The 18658-nt window shown below is 40.2% G+C and carries 7 protein-coding genes; 4 read left to right on the top strand and 3 right to left on the bottom strand.

Features of this window, described 5'->3' with window-relative positions; genetic code table 11:
- Nucleotides 1-123 precede the first annotated feature (123 nt).
- Both ME5_RS09300 and ME5_RS09295 read left to right on the top strand, forming a co-directional pair.
- A complete protein-coding gene (locus tag ME5_RS09300; protein WP_008040505.1) occupies nucleotides 124-882 on the top strand; it encodes a response regulator in 759 nt (252 codons plus the stop codon).
- Nucleotides 882-2228: an ATP-binding protein gene (locus ME5_RS09295; protein WP_245256526.1), complete on the top strand. Its 1347-nt coding sequence runs from the start codon at nucleotides 882-884 to the stop codon at nucleotides 2226-2228. Before ME5_RS09300 ends, ME5_RS09295 begins: the two co-directional genes overlap by 1 nt.
- Before the next feature lie 22 nt (nucleotides 2229-2250).
- Here ME5_RS09295 and ME5_RS09290 read toward each other — a convergent pair whose 3' ends face one another.
- The 3 genes from ME5_RS09290 to ME5_RS09280 all read right to left on the bottom strand — a co-directional run bounded on the left by ME5_RS09290 (nucleotide 2251) and on the right by ME5_RS09280 (nucleotide 5800).
- Nucleotides 2251-3057, bottom strand: a complete 807-nt coding sequence (locus ME5_RS09290) for an arginase family protein (RefSeq protein ID WP_245256525.1) — start codon at nucleotides 3055-3057, stop codon at nucleotides 2251-2253.
- A gap of 68 nt (nucleotides 3058-3125) precedes the next feature.
- On the bottom strand, nucleotides 3126-4229 hold the full coding sequence (locus ME5_RS09285) for a peptidogalycan biosysnthesis protein (RefSeq protein WP_008040502.1): 1104 nt from the start codon (nucleotides 4227-4229) through the stop codon (nucleotides 3126-3128).
- 161 nt (nucleotides 4230-4390) lie between these two features.
- A complete protein-coding gene (locus ME5_RS09280) occupies nucleotides 4391-5800 on the bottom strand; it encodes an aspartate aminotransferase family protein (RefSeq protein ID WP_008040501.1) in 1410 nt (469 codons plus the stop codon).
- A 262-nt stretch (nucleotides 5801-6062) separates the two neighbouring features.
- On the opposite strand from ME5_RS09280, the gene ME5_RS09275 reads away from it, so the two are divergent.
- Together ME5_RS09275 and ME5_RS09270 are read left to right on the top strand one after the other, a co-directional pair.
- Nucleotides 6063-6416 (top strand): hypothetical protein, encoded by a 354-nt coding sequence (locus ME5_RS09275; protein WP_008040500.1) that lies wholly within the window; start codon nucleotides 6063-6065, stop codon nucleotides 6414-6416.
- 40 nt (nucleotides 6417-6456) lie between these two features.
- Entirely contained in the window at nucleotides 6457-18615 is a 12159-nt protein-coding gene (locus tag ME5_RS09270; RefSeq protein ID WP_008040499.1) for an Ig-like domain repeat protein, read from the top strand.
- Nucleotides 18616-18658: the final 43 nt, after the last annotated feature.

The following is an 18658-nucleotide window of genomic DNA, read 5'->3' as shown; positions in this document are numbered from 1 at the left end:
TCTACCTTATTTCTATAGTGAAATCTCGATCCAACTTGAATTGTCTTGTCATGATAGCTTATAAATGATTAACGTGACTATGCGATCTTTGTTGCATTTGTGTAACTGGAAAAGAACGAGTATATGAATAAAAGAATTTTAATTGTTGAAGATGATCAGCGCTTGGCTGAACTGGTGTCCACTTATTTGGAACAACATGGATATAGCGTATCACTTCATGGTGACGGAGATCAGGCAGAAGCTGTCATTAAAGCACAACAACCAGATCTGGTTATATTAGATGTTATGTTGCCAGGAAAATCTGGTTTTGATGTTTGTCGTAATGTCCGCCCCTTTTATCATGGTGCTATTTTAATTATGACAGCGAGTGAAGATAATATTGATGAAATTATTGGCCTTGAACTTGGTGCGGATGGTTATCTTTCAAAACCCGTCGAGCCTCGTTTATTGCTTGCACATGTGCGTGCTTTGTTTCGTCGTAATGAAGGAGAAAGCCTTATAGAAGAAAGAGATAAAGGTGGAGAGACATTAAACGGCTTTTTCAAAGAAAATGATAAACAATTGGCATGTTCAAAACTTGTTTTTGGTCCTCTTATCATTGACGGTGATAATCGCAGTGTTTCTATTGACGGAAAAATTATAGATTTCACGACAGCAGAATTTGATCTTTTATGGCTTCTTGCCGCGCGAGCAGGTACAATCCTATCACGTGATGACATTTTAAATGCTTTGCGTGGAATTGAATTTGATGGGCTTGATCGCTCAATTGATGCCCGTATTTCGCGTTTGCGACGAAGATTGGGGGATGATCTGGAAAATCCTCATTATATAAAAACCGTGCGTTCAAAAGGCTATTTGTTTTTACAATGGCAGAATGTGTGATGCAAAATACTTATGAAGATAGACGAAAAACTCAACGACGAACTTCATTATTACGTGCTGTAACCTTACTTTTTTTTCTGCTATTTGTCCAAGGCGCCGTTGCCTATGGAACATTACAGCTTTTTCTTTCTTTGCCAGCAAGTTGGACAGGCATTGTTGAGGATAGTGAAATAGAACGCGATGCCCATATAGGCACGGTTTACATGATTGAAAAACAAATTTTAGAACAACCTCAAACATCAGTTGAAGATGTATTGGCTCAGTTGCAACCTCATTTTCGCTTCACTTTAAATTATTTGAAAACAGATCATAACTTTTCCGAAGATGTTAAAGATCAATTGAACATTTATCGTATTGCTTATGATGATGAAAATGATCATCTTTATGCACCTCTTGCAGTTGGCGGTTATCTAAAGCTTGGTCCTCTCGTTTCTCCTGATATTAATGATGTGTATACTAGTGCGATTGTCATTCTTTTAGCGCTTTTATCAATTTTGGATGCATTGTTGTTTTTTGTAGTCATTTATATCGCGTTTTTCACTCTCTTGCGTGAAGCGCGTTCCATTCGTGCAACGGCGAATAAATTGGGGGAAGGGGATTTAACGGCACGTGTTCCCAAAATTCACAGTGAACCGCTAAAAATGATTGGTCATGTCATTAATGATATGGCATCGCGTATTGAGATTTCTGTTGATCATAATAAAACAATGCTACACGCAATGGCACATGAATTTCGTACACCCTTAGCACGATTACGTTTTGGTTTAAGCATGCTGGATGAAGCAAAAGCCGAAAAAAAAGCAAAACTTTATGATGGAATTGAAAAAGATATTGAAGAGCTTGAGCAACTCATTAAAATTTCGCTCGATTATTTCAGAATGAATAATAAAAATATGCCTACAAAACCTCAAATCGTGGGAGTAAAACGTTGGGCAGAAAAAATCATTGATGATTTATCGGTTCTTAAACCTCAAGGCTTCATCTTAACTTATGATATTGCCAATAAAGAAGGTTTTTTTGATCCTGAACTGGCGGCAATGGCTGTTAGAAATATAGTCCTTAATGCCTTTAAATATGCGCGTTCGAAAGTTCATATTCATATTGATACTGCAAATGATGCATTAATCTTTGAATTTGATGATGATGGTCCTGGTATTGCTGAAAACGCCCGTACTGAAATTTTTTCTCCCTTTGTAAGATTGGAAGCAGGTAAATCGATAACAGATAATGGTTATGGTGTCGGTTTATCTTTCGTTCGCGCAATTGCTGAGCTACATCACGGTTCGGTTTTCGTTTTGACAAGTCCAATGGGTGGAGCTCGTTTTGTCATGCGCTTTTCTTTATAATGAGAAACTTTTGTTTTTACATTTACAAATAATGATTAAGAAGTGCCAATAATTTTGTGTTAAACAAGTTTTGTTGCTCTTGCCATTCAATGAGCATCTTTGGATCAATCGGATCTTGACCATCAAGCTTACTCATTAAGCGTTTCCATCGGTTTTCATAAGAATAGTTAGAAACTTCGCCCGTAATATCACCACCAATTAATCTTTTTCCAAATGTTGTTATAAGATCGGTAAGGTGATGTGTTTGCATCTTTCCTTGATCCCAATTGGTTCGAATACATGCAGGTGATAAAGCGTCTTTATCAATTGATAAATATATTGGCGTTTCTTGATTATATTGGCTGCTAATAAAGGCGGACATAAGAGTGTCAATATCAGCAAATGATTGAAAGGCGTTTTTTAAGCCTATAAGTTTTGCCCATTTTACATTGACCCCAATTGACCAATAGGTCAATTTGGATTTTAAAAGTGGCGTTAAACGGTTTTCCCAAGAATGTTTTATACCAATATCATTGGATGTAATGCCAACAACATGGATATGTTTGACATAAGGTAGAGCAGCGGTATGACTGACCCAAGATCCACAATGTATACCAAAAGGAAAACGCATATTATCGGGATGATTATCTATAACAATGATGGTAAGCGGTTTTTTGTTTAAGTCTTTTTTCATACGCTTGATGAGCAAGTGACTAACGTGATGATAATCACCACTACCTAGAAAAATCACTCCATAGTTTTTGGGAAGATGAACATCTAAACTTGTTTCAAGACGCTGAAAATTTTTATAGGTCGTTGAAAAGCGTATGGTATCTTGCCACGATGTCATATCCAATCTCATAGACTGTTTATAATCTTTAACACTTTTATCGAAATCCAGAATAACGGATTGTTTCATTAATTCTTACTCGCTTTTTTTTTCTCAAATTTTGAATCATTTTCAAAAAGATGTTGGAAGCGTTTTAATATCCAGCGCAAAAACGGATTTTTTATAAAAACTGCATGTTGAGTGTAGACAAAGCGAGCACCTAAATAGGCTTTTATTTCGGGATCAGTCCAACCAGCAATATAAAAATCCAAATGATGTTTACGCGCATATTCTAGATTATAAAACCAGCTTACAAAATAAAGATTATTTTCAATCGCCGCGGGATAATCAAGACCTATATATTTATCAACCAACATATTATTGACAATGAAACATATATTATATCCAATAATTTTGTCGTCTTTCGTGCGGTATAGAATAACGCGCCGTGTTTTATCATTTGCTTTTAATATATTTTGAAAAAAAATCTCGCTCAAAAGATCAAAGTGTATCTCGCTTTGTTCATAGACTTGGAGATAAAGTCGATAAAAAAGATTTAATGTTTTTGCATCTTCTAATAAAGGATGAGTGTTGTCTATAACATCAATTTTAAGATCATTTATGGATCTTAACTTCCTACGAAAATCTTTACGCCGTGATTTTGAAAAATTTTGTAGATAATCATCAATTGATGTATGGTGAATGGGAACATAGGCCAGTGCCTGACCTTCAACCGTTAGAAACCCCTCACGATTTAACGCGCTTAAAAATTCTGTATTTTTTATATTTTCTTCAGTGGTCAGAAGTTCACAAGATTTTGGCAAATCTTTAACAATAATCAGTGAATGATTTGATTGACCATATTCGCGTATGGATCGTGCAGCATTATCCAGATTAAGATCACTAGGAAAAGGTACAAATTCTGAGACAGTTGTTCCAATAAATAATGCTTTATAACGCGTTAAACGCGACCAAATTTTAAAAAAAGGGAAGGCTTGGATTTTTTTTCTGTCTTTTTCATCCATTGTGGTTAAAAGGTCAAAAATTGCAGAAAAATTGGGTAGTTTATATTGATCAATCCAAGCTTTGAAGTGTAGGGGAGGGTGAACAAAGAAGGTTGCCAATAAATGGTCAGGTTCCAATTTATTGAACCATTTTTTAATAATCGCTACGGTCTTTGTTTGAGCGTTCATTTTTCACCAAAAGTTTATATAATATGACAATGAGCTTTGTAGCTGGTTTTCAAATTCTGGGAAAAGGTTTGTTTTAAGTGTTTAATAAATACAGCGCAGAAAATTATATAAAAAATCTACGCTGTATCTTTTTAAATTAAGTTCGCTTTTTATGAGACTTATTATGAATTTTTTGCCCGTGTTATTAACTGATCAAGAAGAGCAATAGCCTTATCAATTTCCTCTGTTGAAATATGAAGTGAAGGGGCAAGCGTGATAACGTTTTTATAATATCCACCAACATCTAAAACGAGACCAGTTTTTTGCCCTTGCCAATCAAGATCTCCAGAAAGACCAATATCCACCATGCGATCCAGCAACTCACGATTTGGGGTGAAGCCATCCTCAGCACATATTTCAGCGCGAAGTGCAAGTCCTAATCCGTCAACATCGCCAATTTCAGGATGGCGTTTTTGCAGGTCTTGTAATCCTTTCAGAAAATGTTTCCCTTTGTCCATAACCATCGTTTCATAATCTGTTTCAGCAGTCATGCGCAAAACTTCTAGACCAAGCGCTGTACCAAGAGGATTTGAAGCAAAAGTTGAATGAGTAGAACCAGGAGGGAAGATGTTAGGATTGATCAATTCTTCACGTGCCCATAATCCACCTAATGGATTTAGACCATTTGTAAGTGCCTTTGCAAAAACAAGAACGTCTGGCGTTACATCAAAATGCTCAATTGACCATAATTTACCGGTACGATAAAAGCCCATTTGTATTTCATCAACAACAAGCAATATGCCATGTTGATCTAGTACTTTTTTAATGCCTTTAAAAAAATTACGGGGTGGAATAACATATCCGCCTGTGCCTTGAAGAGGCTCAATATAAAAGGCAGCATATTCAGCTTCATTTGCTTTTGGATCCCAAACACCATTATATTCAGTTTCAAATAAGCGTGCAAATTCATTGACGCAATGTTCGCCGTATTCTTCAACCGTCATAGATTTTGGACGGCGGAAAGGATACGGAAAGGGCATGAACATTGCACGTTCGCCAAAATGTCCATAACGACGGCGATAACGGTAACTTGACGTAATGGAGGATGCACCAAGTGTTCTTCCGTGATACCCACCTTCAAATGCGAACATAAGGCTTTTACCACCCTTAGCATTGCGCACAATCTTTAAAGAATCTTCAATACATTGTGAACCGCCAACATTAAAATGAACGCGCCCATCAAGATTGAATTTTTTATTCATATCCTGTGCAATGGTTTTAGCCAATTCAATTTTTGTTGGATGTAGATATTGGCTCGCAGTCTGTGGTAAAGTGTCTATCTGTTTTTTTAAAACGCTATCAAGACGCGGATTGGCATAGCCAAAATTCACTGCAGAATACCACATCTGCAAATCTAAATAAGGCACGCCTTCAAGATCATACATATAAGACCCTTCGCACCCAGCAAAAATTTTTGGAGGATTGACATAATGAACAGTATCTCCAAAGGAACAATATTTTGCCTCATCAGACAAAAGCGTTGCCTCTTGTTTATCTGCTTCGCTTTTAGTCAATTTTTCGGGTTTTGCCATATTTGCTCTCCAAATAGTTTAATTAATCTAAAATATAAACGTTAGAGGTAAACAGAGCTGTAGCGTTTTTGTTTCCGTTTAGTAACAGAATTTGTTCATTCTTTGTGACAAGAATATTATGATATTTCATGAAATTAATAAAAGTGACATATTATGCATAACTGTTTAGATTTAACTTTTTACTAAACGGTATTGGTATAAAATTTGTTGAGTTGATTGACTCACTATCTCAAAAAGGATAAAGGAATCAATCAGAGGTTGAATGTTTAACATTTGCCTCTTTGGTCAAGCGGGTTGGGCCTCTTTTGGGGTGACTGAAGTACATTGGTGTAGAATGAGTGTGACTGTTACCATTTTTGTGGATAAGAGTTGGCTTTTGCCTGGTGTCTTTGCTCGTCTTATTATCCCCCCATCTCATGTTCCCTTTTCTCTTCGCTTGTTTGCTCTTGGAGGGCGCATTGGCCATTTTTATCAAAGCTCAATCAAGACGGCATTTATCACTCTTCATCGATATTTTTTAATAATGTTTCTGAAAAGCGATATATGCTGTGGTTTGACGCTGATACTTCAAAATAATAACCAGCTACTGAAATTGCGTAGTATCGTGCGACTATAGTCCTGTCGATCTGCGGGGAAATTGATAAAAGGATATTAAAATGGCTTTGTCGTCCGTCTTGAACAATCATGCTAATGTATCGATTAACACTGATAGTGGAATTATTAATGCCTCTGGTCAGCCTAAGAATTTTTTATTGTCAGCTGATAAAGGTAGTATATTAAATTATGCCCGTGAAGGTGACGCGCTTGTTATTAAGTTTGATAGTGGGAAAATTATTAAAATAATTAATTTTTTCTTAAATGGTGACGACTTTAATAATTTAGTTTTTATTGATGAAAATGGTCATTGGTTAACTGATTTCAGTAAAGCTCTCATCTCAGTTGGTGATGGTATTGTTGATCCTGAAGTATTTTACGAAGAATTAACAGATGGTGATTCTGCTGATGCTCTTTTGAGTATTTTGGTTGCGTCTGCTGCTATTGGTGGTATCGCTGCCGCACTTTCGGGAGGTCGGGGTGGGGGGGTAAATGGTGAGCCACTTACACGGCCACCTGTACCGCAATTTACAGTATTTGATAATGTGGAGCCTCGTGTTGGTATTGTTGCTCCGAATGGTTACGCAAATGATACAACGCCGACATTAAATGGTGTTGGAGGTATTCCCAACGGCTTTGTAACGATCCATATTTCTGGTCATGAAGCTGTAACAGTTCAGATAGGTGGTGATGGTACGTGGACGTATACTACGCCAGAACTTATTGATGGTGAGTATACGATTACTGTTACTCAGTCAAATAATTCAGGGAATTATAGTGACGAAACATCTATTACGATTACTATTGATACAGTGGCTCCTGATGTGCCTGTTTTAATTAATGTTTATGATAATGTTGAGCCTCATGTAGGTAATATTGAGTATGGTGCCATTAGTAATGATAAAACCCCCGTTTTTTCTGGTACGGGAGAGCCAAATTCAACGATTAAAATTTACGATAAAGATGGCAAAGTTGTTGCTAAGGGTGTTGTTGATAAAGATGGAAAATGGTCTGTTGAGCTGGATACTGATCTTGGTGAAGGTGCGCAAAGTGTTACTATTACATCTACCGATTTAGCAGGAAATGAAAGTGCTGCTACGCCTCCATTCGAATTTGTCGTTGACACAATACCACCGGTCGCGCTTGATGAAAGTGCGATGGATCTACTTGATGATGTTGGTGAGGTAACAGGAACTATTGGTCGCGGAGATACTACAGATGATTCGCGTCCTGAATTTAAAGGAATTGCTGATTCAGAAGATGCCTCATTTATTGAAATTTTTGATAATGGAAAATTGGTTGCAACTGTCCCAGTTAATGAGGACGGAACTTGGTCATGGACGCCATCAGAAGATTTAGGTGACGGCAGTCATACCTATACAGCGCGCGCTGTTGATGAGGCTGGAAATCGGGGACCAATGACTTCATCGTGGCAATTTGAAATTAATACAAGTGCACCGGGGGCAGATGATGTAACGATTATTGGTCTGACAGATTATATTGAACCAGTTACGGGTGATATTGCTAGTGGTGGTATTACAGACGACAAAACTCCGACTTTGCATGGAGCAGCCAAGGATAATGTTGCTCGAGTTAATATTTATGATGGTGATGTATTTTTAGGTGTTGCAGACGTTGTTGATGGTCAATGGAGTTTTGTTCCCCCTAATGAGTTGAGTGATGGTGATCATAATTTTGTTGTCTATGGTGTTAGTCATTCTAATATAGAAGGCGCAGAAGCCGGAAGTTGGAGCTTTGCCATTGATTCGACGAAGCCTCTGGCGCCTGTTATAACCAGTGTCTATGACGATCAGCCAAATGTTGTCGGCAATGTTGAAAATGGTCATACGACTGACGATAAAACGCCGACAGTACAAGGTACGGGTAAAGCAAGCGAAATTATTGAAGTTTTTGTTAATGGTCAATCTGCCGGCACTGTGATCGTTGGATCGGATGGAAATTGGGAATTAACGATTGGTAACAATGCTGCAGAAAATCAAATAACGCGTGAAAATAGTTCTCCATTATTTGAAAAAGATGATAATTATGTGATTACTGCTGTGGCGAAAAACCCAAATACGGGTAGCATCAGTAACGTTTCTAATGATTATTTGATTATTCTTGATACAACAGCACCCGATGCTCCTGTGGTTGATGGTGTTTATGATGATGTTGGTCTTGAACAAGGACAGATTGTTTCTGGTCAATCAACAGATGATACGACGCCAACCTTTGAGGGGAGTGGTGGTGAGCCTGGCTCAACCATCCATATTAAAGATTCAGATGGTACCATTGTTGGTGATGGTGTTGTTGATGCTGACGGTAATTGGACAGTAACAACCCGTCCATTGGATGAAGGTCAACATGATCTTACAGTAACAGCGACCGATAGTGCTGGTAATGAGAGTGCTGGTACGGGCTTTACGGTTGTTGTTGATACTGAGGCCCCTACGGCAACAGCTTCGCTTGTTGCTATTAGTGAAGATCTTGGTTTTGATCCTAGTGACTTTATTACCAGCGATAATACGCTTATTTATAAGATTGGTGTGACTGGAACACTTGAAGAAGGTGACACTGTTTGGATGCGCATTGTTGATGCTGATGGTAATTCAAGTGAATGGCTGCAAGCAACGCGTCAAGAAGATGGCAGCTATATTGTTGATCGTAATAGTGCAGAATTTGCGCTTGATGATGGAACGTATACTATTGAAACTGTTGTGCGCGATGCTGCAGGCAATGCTTCTGATGCTCATGATCAAAATATTGTCATTGATACAAATGGGCAAACTTTGCCAGCTGGATCTGTTAACGTTACGATTGAATCTTTATACGATAATGTTGCTCCACAAGAGGGTGTTTTCCCGAATGGGACGACGACCAATGATACCTCTCCCTTGCTTCAAGGTACAGCAAGTGGGTATGAGGAAGGTTCTTATATTCAACTATATCGTATATTGTCTAATGGTGAGAGAGAATATATTGGTCAATCTATTTTAAGTGAGAATGGCGACTGGAGCTATCAGCTTGATGGTTTGACGGATGGTTCTTATTCTTACGTTGCTGTAGTTGCCGACATGGCAGGTAATGAGGCGAAGGCTTCGGATGCATTTGGCTTTAATGTTGATACACGTGCACCGACAGCAAATGATGTTGCTATTATTGGTTTGACGGATAATGTTGAGCCCGCAACAGGCGAGATTAGTCAAGGTGGTATTACAGATGATACGACACCAACCTTGCATGGAACGGCACAAGCTGGTGTAAGCTATGTTAATGTTTATGATGGAAATATCTTTTTAGGCAGTGCTGCGGTTATTGATAGTCAATGGAGTTTTGTTTCCCCTAGTTCATTAGATACAGGTAATCATAGTTTTACAGTTCATGGAGTTGATGCTGCTGGTAATGAGGGTCCTGTTGCAGATCATTGGGACTTTATAGTTGATGTTACATCTCCATCTGTACCAGCAATTATTGGCATTTACGATGATGTTGGTACGGTTGTTGGTCGTCTGGAGAAAGGTCAGACAACAGATGATACAACTCCGACTGTACGTGGTACGGGTAAGGCAGGGGAAATTGTTGAAGTTTTTGTCAATGGTCACTCAGCTGGTACGGTCGTTATTGCTTCAAATGGTAATTGGGAATTGACAATTGGCAATGATAGTAACGGTAATCCATTGCTTAATGCGGATGGCAAATATGTTATTACAGCAACAGCAACAAATCCAGATAATGGTCGTATAAGTGGTAAGACAGGCGACTATTTGATTATTCTTGATACAACTGCGCCAGATACCCCAGATGTTCCTAAAGGCCATGATGATCAAGGAATGGAAACGGGAGAAATAACTGGTGGAAGTACGACTGATGATCGTACACCGACATTATCAGGAGGTGATGAAGAGCCTGGCTCGACTGTCACGATCATTGATAATGGTCATGTTATTGGTCAAACTGTTGTTGATAAAGACGGTAATTGGAGTTTTACGCCAGATCAAGAGCTAGTTGATGGTGAGCATTCCATTACGACGACGGTGACAGATCCTGCGGGTAATGAAAGTGATCCTAGCGATTCACTTGATTTCACACTTGATAGTTCGCAAGTTCAAATCACGATTACTCATGTTCGTGATGATCAAGAGCCACAGCTTGGAACGATTACAAGTGGTGGATTTACAAATGATCGTACGCCAACTTTTGTAGGAACGAGTAGCCCGAATGCAACGATTGTTATTCGCGATCAAGAAGGCAACGATTTGGGTACAGCAGCAGCGGATGTTGCTGGTAATTGGACATTGACTTTAGATACACCTCTTGCAGAAGGGGATTATCAATTGACAGCGACGGCGACGAATGCTGCAGGTAATCAAGCTTCTACGGGCTTTGAGATGCATGTTGATTTAACAGCACCTGATGCTCCTGTGATTGATGGTGTTTATGATGATGTTGGTCCTGATCAGGATCAAATTGTTTCTGGTCAACCAATTGATGATACAACGCCAACTTTTGAGGGGAGCGGTGGCGAGCCTGGCTCAACCATCCATATTAAAGATAATGATGGCACAATCGTTGGTGAAGGTGTTGTTGATGCTGAGGGTAATTGGACAGTGACCACTCGCCCATTGGGTGAGGGTCAGCATGATCTTACAGTGACAGCTACAGATAGTGTTGGTAATGAAAGTGATGGGACAGATTTTACAGTTATTGTCGATACACAAGGTCCAGCAACGGCAGCAACGCTTGTCGCTATTACTGAAGATCTTGGTATTGACCCTTCAGACTTTTTAACAAGTGATAATACGCTTGTTTATACCATTACTGTTAATGGTTCTGTTGCCAATGGTGACACTGTTTGGATGCGCATCGTAAATGCGGATGGTGCAGCAAGTGAATGGCTGCAAGCAACGCGTCAACAAAATGGCACATATATTGTTGATCGTAATCATGCCGATTTTGCTCTTGCAGATGGTACATATATAATTGAGACGGTTGTGCGTGATGCCGCAGGGAATGCCTCTGTTGCCAATGAACAAGAAGTGATCATTGATACGAGGGCCTCAGCTGCGACAGTCACGATTGATGGTTTTGTTGATAATGTTGGTTTAGAACAGCATGATTATACGACGTCTGGTCAAAAGAGTGATGATGCGACACCTGAGTTGCATGGTGTTTTAAGTGGTGCGGAACAAGGTGACCGTATTCATATTACGGCTGTTGGTCCAGATGGCAGTGTGATTGATTTTGGCTATGTGATTGCTGCAGGCAGTGGTGCTTGGCGTTTACAAGTTCCAGATGACAAAGCTTTTAGTAGTGAAGGTCATTACACGTTTACCGCGACGGTCGAAGATAAGGGTGGTAATTTAGGCAATAGTGCAAGCTTTGTCATTGATTATGACATTACTGGCCCTGCGGCGATGGATGGAGATAACATTGAGTTATGGGATGATTTTGGTCCTGTTCAAGGTGTTATTGGTCAAGGTGATACGACGGATGATACGACCCCGACCTATCGTGATGAGAGCGAGAATGCGGTTGATCCTGAGGAAGTAGCCTATATTAATGTTTATAATACCAACAGTAATGGCAATACGTCTCTTATAGGTCGCGGGGAAGTTCATGCGGATGGTTCGTGGAGTTTTACGCCGCGCCCACCGCTTGGTGCAGGCGACTATAATTTTACGGCCAGACCTGTTGACTTTGCAGGTAATGAAGGTCCTGCGACCTCACCGTGGAGTTTTACGGTTGTGACTGAGCGTCCACAGCCACCGACACTTGACTTTATCCATGACAATGTCAGCCTTGATGGCAGTGCCACAGCAACGCTTATTCAAAAGGGCGGATTGACGAATGATGCGACGCCGATATTGAGTGGTACGGGGGGTGTTTCTGGAGCGACGATCAATATTTACATGGTTGGCCCTAATGGGGAGCGTGTATTGGTTGATACGACGCGTGTTGATGCGAATGGTCGTTGGCGTTATGAGCTTCAGGAAGGCTTGAGCGCGCAAGGGACTTATACATTTACAGCGACGATGGTTGATGCTGCGGGACAAGAGAGTGATCCAACGGGTGGTTATGAGATCAGACTTGATACGATTGCACCTGAGGTTAGCGGTCAGATTACGGCGTATGATAATGTGAATGTTGAAGGCATTATTGATGGCAGTGCGCCGACGGATGATGCTACGCCGACCTTCTCGGGCGAGCAGTCTAGGAATGAAGCGGGTGCTATTGTCTATATTTATGATAGGAATAGTGATACACCAAATGTTCCAATTGCGACAGCGACGGTTGGAGCTGATGGTCAATGGAGTGTTGAATCTCCTCGTCTTCCAGATGGCAGTCATACGATTTATTATGAAGTTGTTGATCTTGCAGGCAATAAGAGTGATCCAAGTGATGATTTGACGTTTGTGATTGATACGACTGGTGTTGAAGTAAGCTTTAGCCATTATGCTGATAGTGTTGGTACGCCAGCCAATATTAATAGTGGTGGATTGACGAATGATGCCAATGGTATTTTTGTTGGTGAAGCCAAGCCCGGAGCTCAAGTTGTTATCACTTATGTGAATGCAGCAGGTGAGACAGTCACGATTGGTAGCGTTGTAGCGGATACAGTGACGGGTGAATGGCGCATAACAGCGACAGATGATCTTCCAGATGGACGTGTTAACTTTACAGTTACAGCGACTGACGGTACGGGTCAGGTTGCGACAGCGACAGGCAATATTACGATTGACACGCAAGCTCCTGCAGCACCGACGTTTGAGGTTATAGATGATGTTGGAGACTTCCAGTCACCGCCATTGCCTCCATTGACCAGTGGTCAGCCAACAGATGACACAACACCGACATTCCAGGGCAGTGATGGTGAGCCTGGCTCAACGATCACGATCCGTGATGAAGATGGTAATGTTATTGGTTCAACAACGGTTGGTTCTGATGGCCGTTGGTCAGTGACTGTTTCTGCATTGCCATCAGGCGCACATGAAGTCAGTGTGACAGCGACGGATCCAGCAGGCAATGAAAGTGCAGGGACGGACTTTGTTGTCAATATTGACTTGACGGTACCGACGGGCACTGCAACCCTTGCCTCCATTAGCGATGATAATGGTATTGCTGGTGACTTTATCACCAATGATGCAAGTCTTATTTACACATTGCAGGCCAGTGGTGTGACACAAGGTGATACGGTTTGGTTGCGCATTACACCGATTGGAGCTGATGGTCGTCCTGGTACTCCAGGTGCTTGGGTTCAAGCAACGCGTCAAGAAGATGGCACATATGTTGTTAATCACAATAATGCGCAATCGGCTCTTGCAGATGGCAGCTATCGTGTTGAGACAGTTGTTAAAGATGCCGCAGGTAATAATGGAGCTACAGGTACACAAACAGTTGTCATTGATACGAGGGCCTCAGCTGCGACAGTCACGATTGATGGTTTTGTTGATAATGTTGGTCCATATACAGGTCTTATTGTTGGCGATAATCCTCGCACAGACGATACAACACCTGAAATTCAAGGACGTTTGAATTCAGCGGAAAGAGGAGATCGTATTCATATTACGGCTGTTGGTCCAGATGGCAGTGTGATTGACTTTGGCTATGTGATTGCTGGTGAGAATGGTCAGTGGAATATGCCCGTTTCTGATGCTCAAGCGCTAAGCGAAGGACAATATACATTTACCGCGACGGTTGAAGATAAAGGCGGTAATATTGGCAATAGTGCTGAGTATACACTTACAGTTGATACAACTATTCCTCAAAATGTTTCTTCTGAGTTGGTATCTATTTCAGATGATACAGGGATTGTTGGTGATTTTAATACGAGTGATCAAACAATAATTTATACAATAAAAGTAGAAGGCACGTTAGAAGAGAGTGATACTGTATGGCTTCGTGTTACGCCGAAAAATGGTCAACCAGGTGAATGGATTCAAGCAACGCTCAATCCTGATGGATCTGGTACTTATATTGTTGATCATAATGCTGAGGCGACTGAAGTTATACTTGCTTCAGGCGAATATACAGTTGAAACTATTGTTAGAGATCAAGCAGGTAATGCAACTATTCCATCTTCACAAGTTATCAATATTCAAACGGGTGGCAATACAGATGCAGTTATTACTATTGGCGGGTTCTTTGACGATCAAGGCGCCTTTACAGGTTTCGTTAGTGAATCTGGTCAGGTGACCGACGATGCAACACCAAAGTTGTCTGGTAATGTTCAGGGTCTTCAATCAGGTGATACGATTATTATTCGTGTAACTGATGCAAATGGGACACGGGATCTTGGTCTTGCAACAATTGGTGCGGATGGCACTACTTGGGAATATCAAGTAACTGCTGATCAAGCGTTGACTGAAGGCGATTTTAGCTTCACCGCGGTCGTTATAAATAACGTTGGAGTCGACGGTAGTATGTCAAACGGTTTCGATTTAACAGTTGATTTAACGGGGCCAGACGCAACTGCCATATTAGAATCAATCACTGACGATACTGGTTCATCTTCTTCGGATTTTATAACCAGTGATAATACATTAATATTTACAATTAATGCTACGGGTGTCAGTGTCTCTGAAGGTGATAGCGTATGGTTGCGTATCATCCCTCAAGGGGGAGTTTCCGGTGCTTGGATTCAAGCTCATTTTGATGAAACGATTGGTAAATATGTTATAGATTCTAACGATCCTGATAGTCCAAACTATCTGGAACTTGCCGATGGTACTTATACTGTTGAAACGATCGTTCGTGATGCTGTTGGGAATCCAAGTACAACAACACCTGCGTCACAGATATTAGTGATTGATACGTCATCACCATCTGAGGGTAATAGTTTAGCATTTACTGGTTATGTAGATAATGTCGATCCAATAACTGGCATTTTAGGTAATGGTACATACACAAATGACAGATCACCTCTTCTTCAGGGAACTGTTACCGGTCTTAATGCGGGTGAAGTTATTAAGATTTATTTGAATGGGCAAGAGCTTGGAAATGCAATTGTTGATCAAAATGGTAATTGGAGTTATCAAGTTGGTGACGATGAAGCAAACACTGGTTTAGATAATGGTGACGGAGCTTACGTATTTACCGCTTCTATTGTTAATCAAGCTGGTAATGTTGGGACGACTACAGCTGACTTTACTATTAATCTTGATCGGCTGGCTTCAGAAGTTAACTCTATTATATCGGGTATTACTGATGATACAGGACGCTTTAGCGATGACTTTATCACAAATGATCAAACTTTGATTATTTCGGCTAAAGTGCAAGGTGAGTTGGCTGTCAATGATTATGTTCAAATATCCGTTGATGGGGGAGAGACTTGGCATGATGCAGTATATAATGCTGCAACAGATACTTGGGATTATGACAATCGTAATAATGTTCTTTCTAATGGTTCACATACCTTCGTAACAAGGGTTGTTGATACTGCTGGTAATATTGGTCCTGCATCTTCACAAGTTATTGTCATTGATAATCAAAGGCCAACAAATAACATATCGATTGACTATTTCTCCGATAATCATGGTGACGTTAGTAATCCAAATCTTCAATCAGGAAGTTATACGGATGATACATCACCGATTCTTCATGGTAGTTTGAGTGTACCTTTAACCAATAATTCGGTTGTGGCAATTTATCGTGGCACACGTATTGTTGGATATGCGGATGTTGTAGGTAATAGATGGAGTTTCGCCGATACTGGTTTGCAGGATGCACATTTTTATACCTATACAGCAGCTGTGCAGAGTGGTGCAGGTCTTAACGGTGCGAGATCAAATCAATTTGAAATCGGTATAGACATTACTGATGCAGCCTTGGCACCCAATGTTGGAATAGGTGGTGAATATCCAACATATTCTATGGCGACGCGTCTAGGTTCCAATGGCGGTTGGGTGATGACAACTGACATGGCGGAATATAGCTCCGATGGCAATAATTTTCGACAATATGATGAACCAAATCGCCTTACATGGCCAGCAGGTATTTGGTCAAATATTGGTGGTCAATATCCAGCTCAAAAATTATTCAGTTCGTATACTTATGGCGATTTTAATCGCGATGGTTACATGGATATTTTCTTAACTGATCGCACATATGATGGTGCAACAGCCACAGTTTATAGCGGACAGCCGGACGGATCATATCAAGCACATGTCTTTGACGTTCGCACAACAATTCACTTTTCTAGTGCTATATCCATCGATATGGATGGTGACGGTTGGCTTGATGTCTTTATTGGTGATTCTGGTAGTGATAGTGCAACTTTTCTTCATAATAAGGGGTTGCCAGGTGATGGAACCGTTACTGGAGGACAATGGGATATTTACGGTTACGGAACTGGTATATTTGCTGAAGGAATTAATAATTTTCGTATTGACCATGAATTATCTGGTGTGGATATCAATAATGATGGTGCTGTTGATCTGGTCGTTCATGGCTTTGTTGATATAAATGCTAATCTTAATAATTTGGTTGTATTAGAAAATGATGGAACTAGCTCAACAAACGGTTCGAATTGGTCTATTAAGCAACAATTACGAAACGTCTTTTATTATAATGGTTGGATTGACGATACTTATGAACACACTATAGCGCTCACTTGGGCCGATTATAATGGTGATGGTTATATGGATTTATTTATTGGTCAAACCAATACTCGTAACCAATCACAGCCTGGTGCTAGAGGTGATACGAGCAATGATAGCGTTATCTTCTATAATGATGGTCAAGGTAATCTGCTTGAAGGACAACGTTTCAATGATGGTGTAAAAGGCAAATCGTCAGTTGCAATCGACTGGGATGGTGATGGTTTAATGGATATTATTGAAGTGCCTGAATCTACAATATCCATTGGTCAGTCTATATTTTGGCATAATACTGGACAAGTTGATGGGAATAATCGGGTTATCTGGGAGAAACAAAACATAAAAGAGATGGGTATAGCCACCTCTGGTGGTCAAACTATGACTAATGTTGAAGTCGATCGATCTGTAAATTCTTCAAGTGCTGCAGCTATAGATTATGACTGGGATGGTGATATTGATTTATTGATTTCTCGAGATAATACATCTCTTGCAACTGTTGTGGTCAGTAATCCAAATAGACCCGCTAATGGCACCTCTTTGCATCTTCGTATTCTTAATCCGGATGGATCAAACACATTGTTTGGTAACACCGTACAATTGTTCGATTCGAAAGGAAATCTTGTTTCAAGTCAGATAATCAATCCACAATATGGTACTGGTTGGAATGACACTTCTGCTTTGGTAAATTATTTCGGGCTTAATCCTGATGAAACTTATACTGCTGCTGTTATTCGAAACGTTAATGGTGTATCGAGTGATATTGGAGGCTTGGCAACTCTTAATGATAATACTATTGAGAATGTGAATGCGAGTTGGACAGATCTCAAGGCGACCCAGTCTTATAACGGTTATGTTTTAACCGCTGAAAGCGATACTAACAGAAGTAATACAGGAAATTATAATGGTGGAGGAATCGTTGGTACTGGTTATAATGATACCTTCTTTGCGACATTGGGTACGCACACATATAATGGTGGTGGTGGCTGGATTGTCGGAAATGGTGAACGTTATTGGGATGTAAATACCGGTATGGACGTTCTTGACTTTAAACTTGCTGATTTTCAAGGTAGGGGTATTGTCATAGATTTAAGTTTTGCAAGTGCTCAAAATACCAATTTCGGGATAGTTACGTTAACCAATATTGAAGGTATTTACGGAACTCAATACAATGATACATTTACTGATGGCTCGGGAATGAATATCTTAAACGGTAGAGGGGGGGAAGATTTCTTCTTCCTCAATAATGGCGGGCACAATACACTTCTTTATGAATTAATTGACACTGATGATGCAACTGGTGGTAATGGTCATGATACGGTATCAGGGATTACGATTTTTGATTACGATGATAGTGAATCATCTGATCGTTTCGACATTTCTCAACTGTTAATTGGGTATGAAGCTGATGCAGATGGTGCAGCCCATTATGTGAACGGTGTTGCGGTCATTGATGACGGTGATACTATTGCTGATTACTTGTCTGTTACATATGAAGGTAACAATACAATCCTTCATATTGATCGTGATGGTTTAGGTGGTACTTTCGACTCGCAAGCTCTTATTACGCTTCTTGATACAAAAGTCAGTCTAGAAGAACTATTAGCAAATAATCAGATCGTTCTTTAATAATTTGATGGCCGGGGAAATTTTCACTCCTCTTGTGTTCTGT

The sequence above is a fragment of the Bartonella tamiae Th239 genome (assembly GCF_000278275.1).
GTDB classification, from domain to species: Bacteria; Pseudomonadota; Alphaproteobacteria; order Rhizobiales; family Rhizobiaceae; genus Bartonella; species Bartonella tamiae.
The sequence above is the reverse complement of the archived record's forward strand: the minus strand, read 5'-3'. Positions and strand labels throughout refer to the sequence as shown.

Coding starts and splice junctions, on each gene's coding strand:
- ME5_RS09270 (WP_008040499.1), top strand. CDS start 6,457: ATGGCTTTGTCGTCCGTCTTGAACAATCATGCTAATGTATCGATTAAC.
- ME5_RS09280 (WP_008040501.1), bottom strand. CDS start 5,800: ATGGCAAAACCCGAAAAATTGACTAAAAGCGAAGCAGATAAACAAGAG.
- ME5_RS09285 (WP_008040502.1), bottom strand. CDS start 4,229: ATGAACGCTCAAACAAAGACCGTAGCGATTATTAAAAAATGGTTCAAT.
- ME5_RS09275 (WP_008040500.1), top strand. CDS start 6,063: ATGTTTAACATTTGCCTCTTTGGTCAAGCGGGTTGGGCCTCTTTTGGG.
- ME5_RS09290 (WP_245256525.1), bottom strand. CDS start 3,057: ATGACATCGTGGCAAGATACCATACGCTTTTCAACGACCTATAAAAAT.
- ME5_RS09300 (WP_008040505.1), top strand. CDS start 124: ATGAATAAAAGAATTTTAATTGTTGAAGATGATCAGCGCTTGGCTGAA.
- ME5_RS09295 (WP_245256526.1), top strand. CDS start 882: ATGCAAAATACTTATGAAGATAGACGAAAAACTCAACGACGAACTTCA.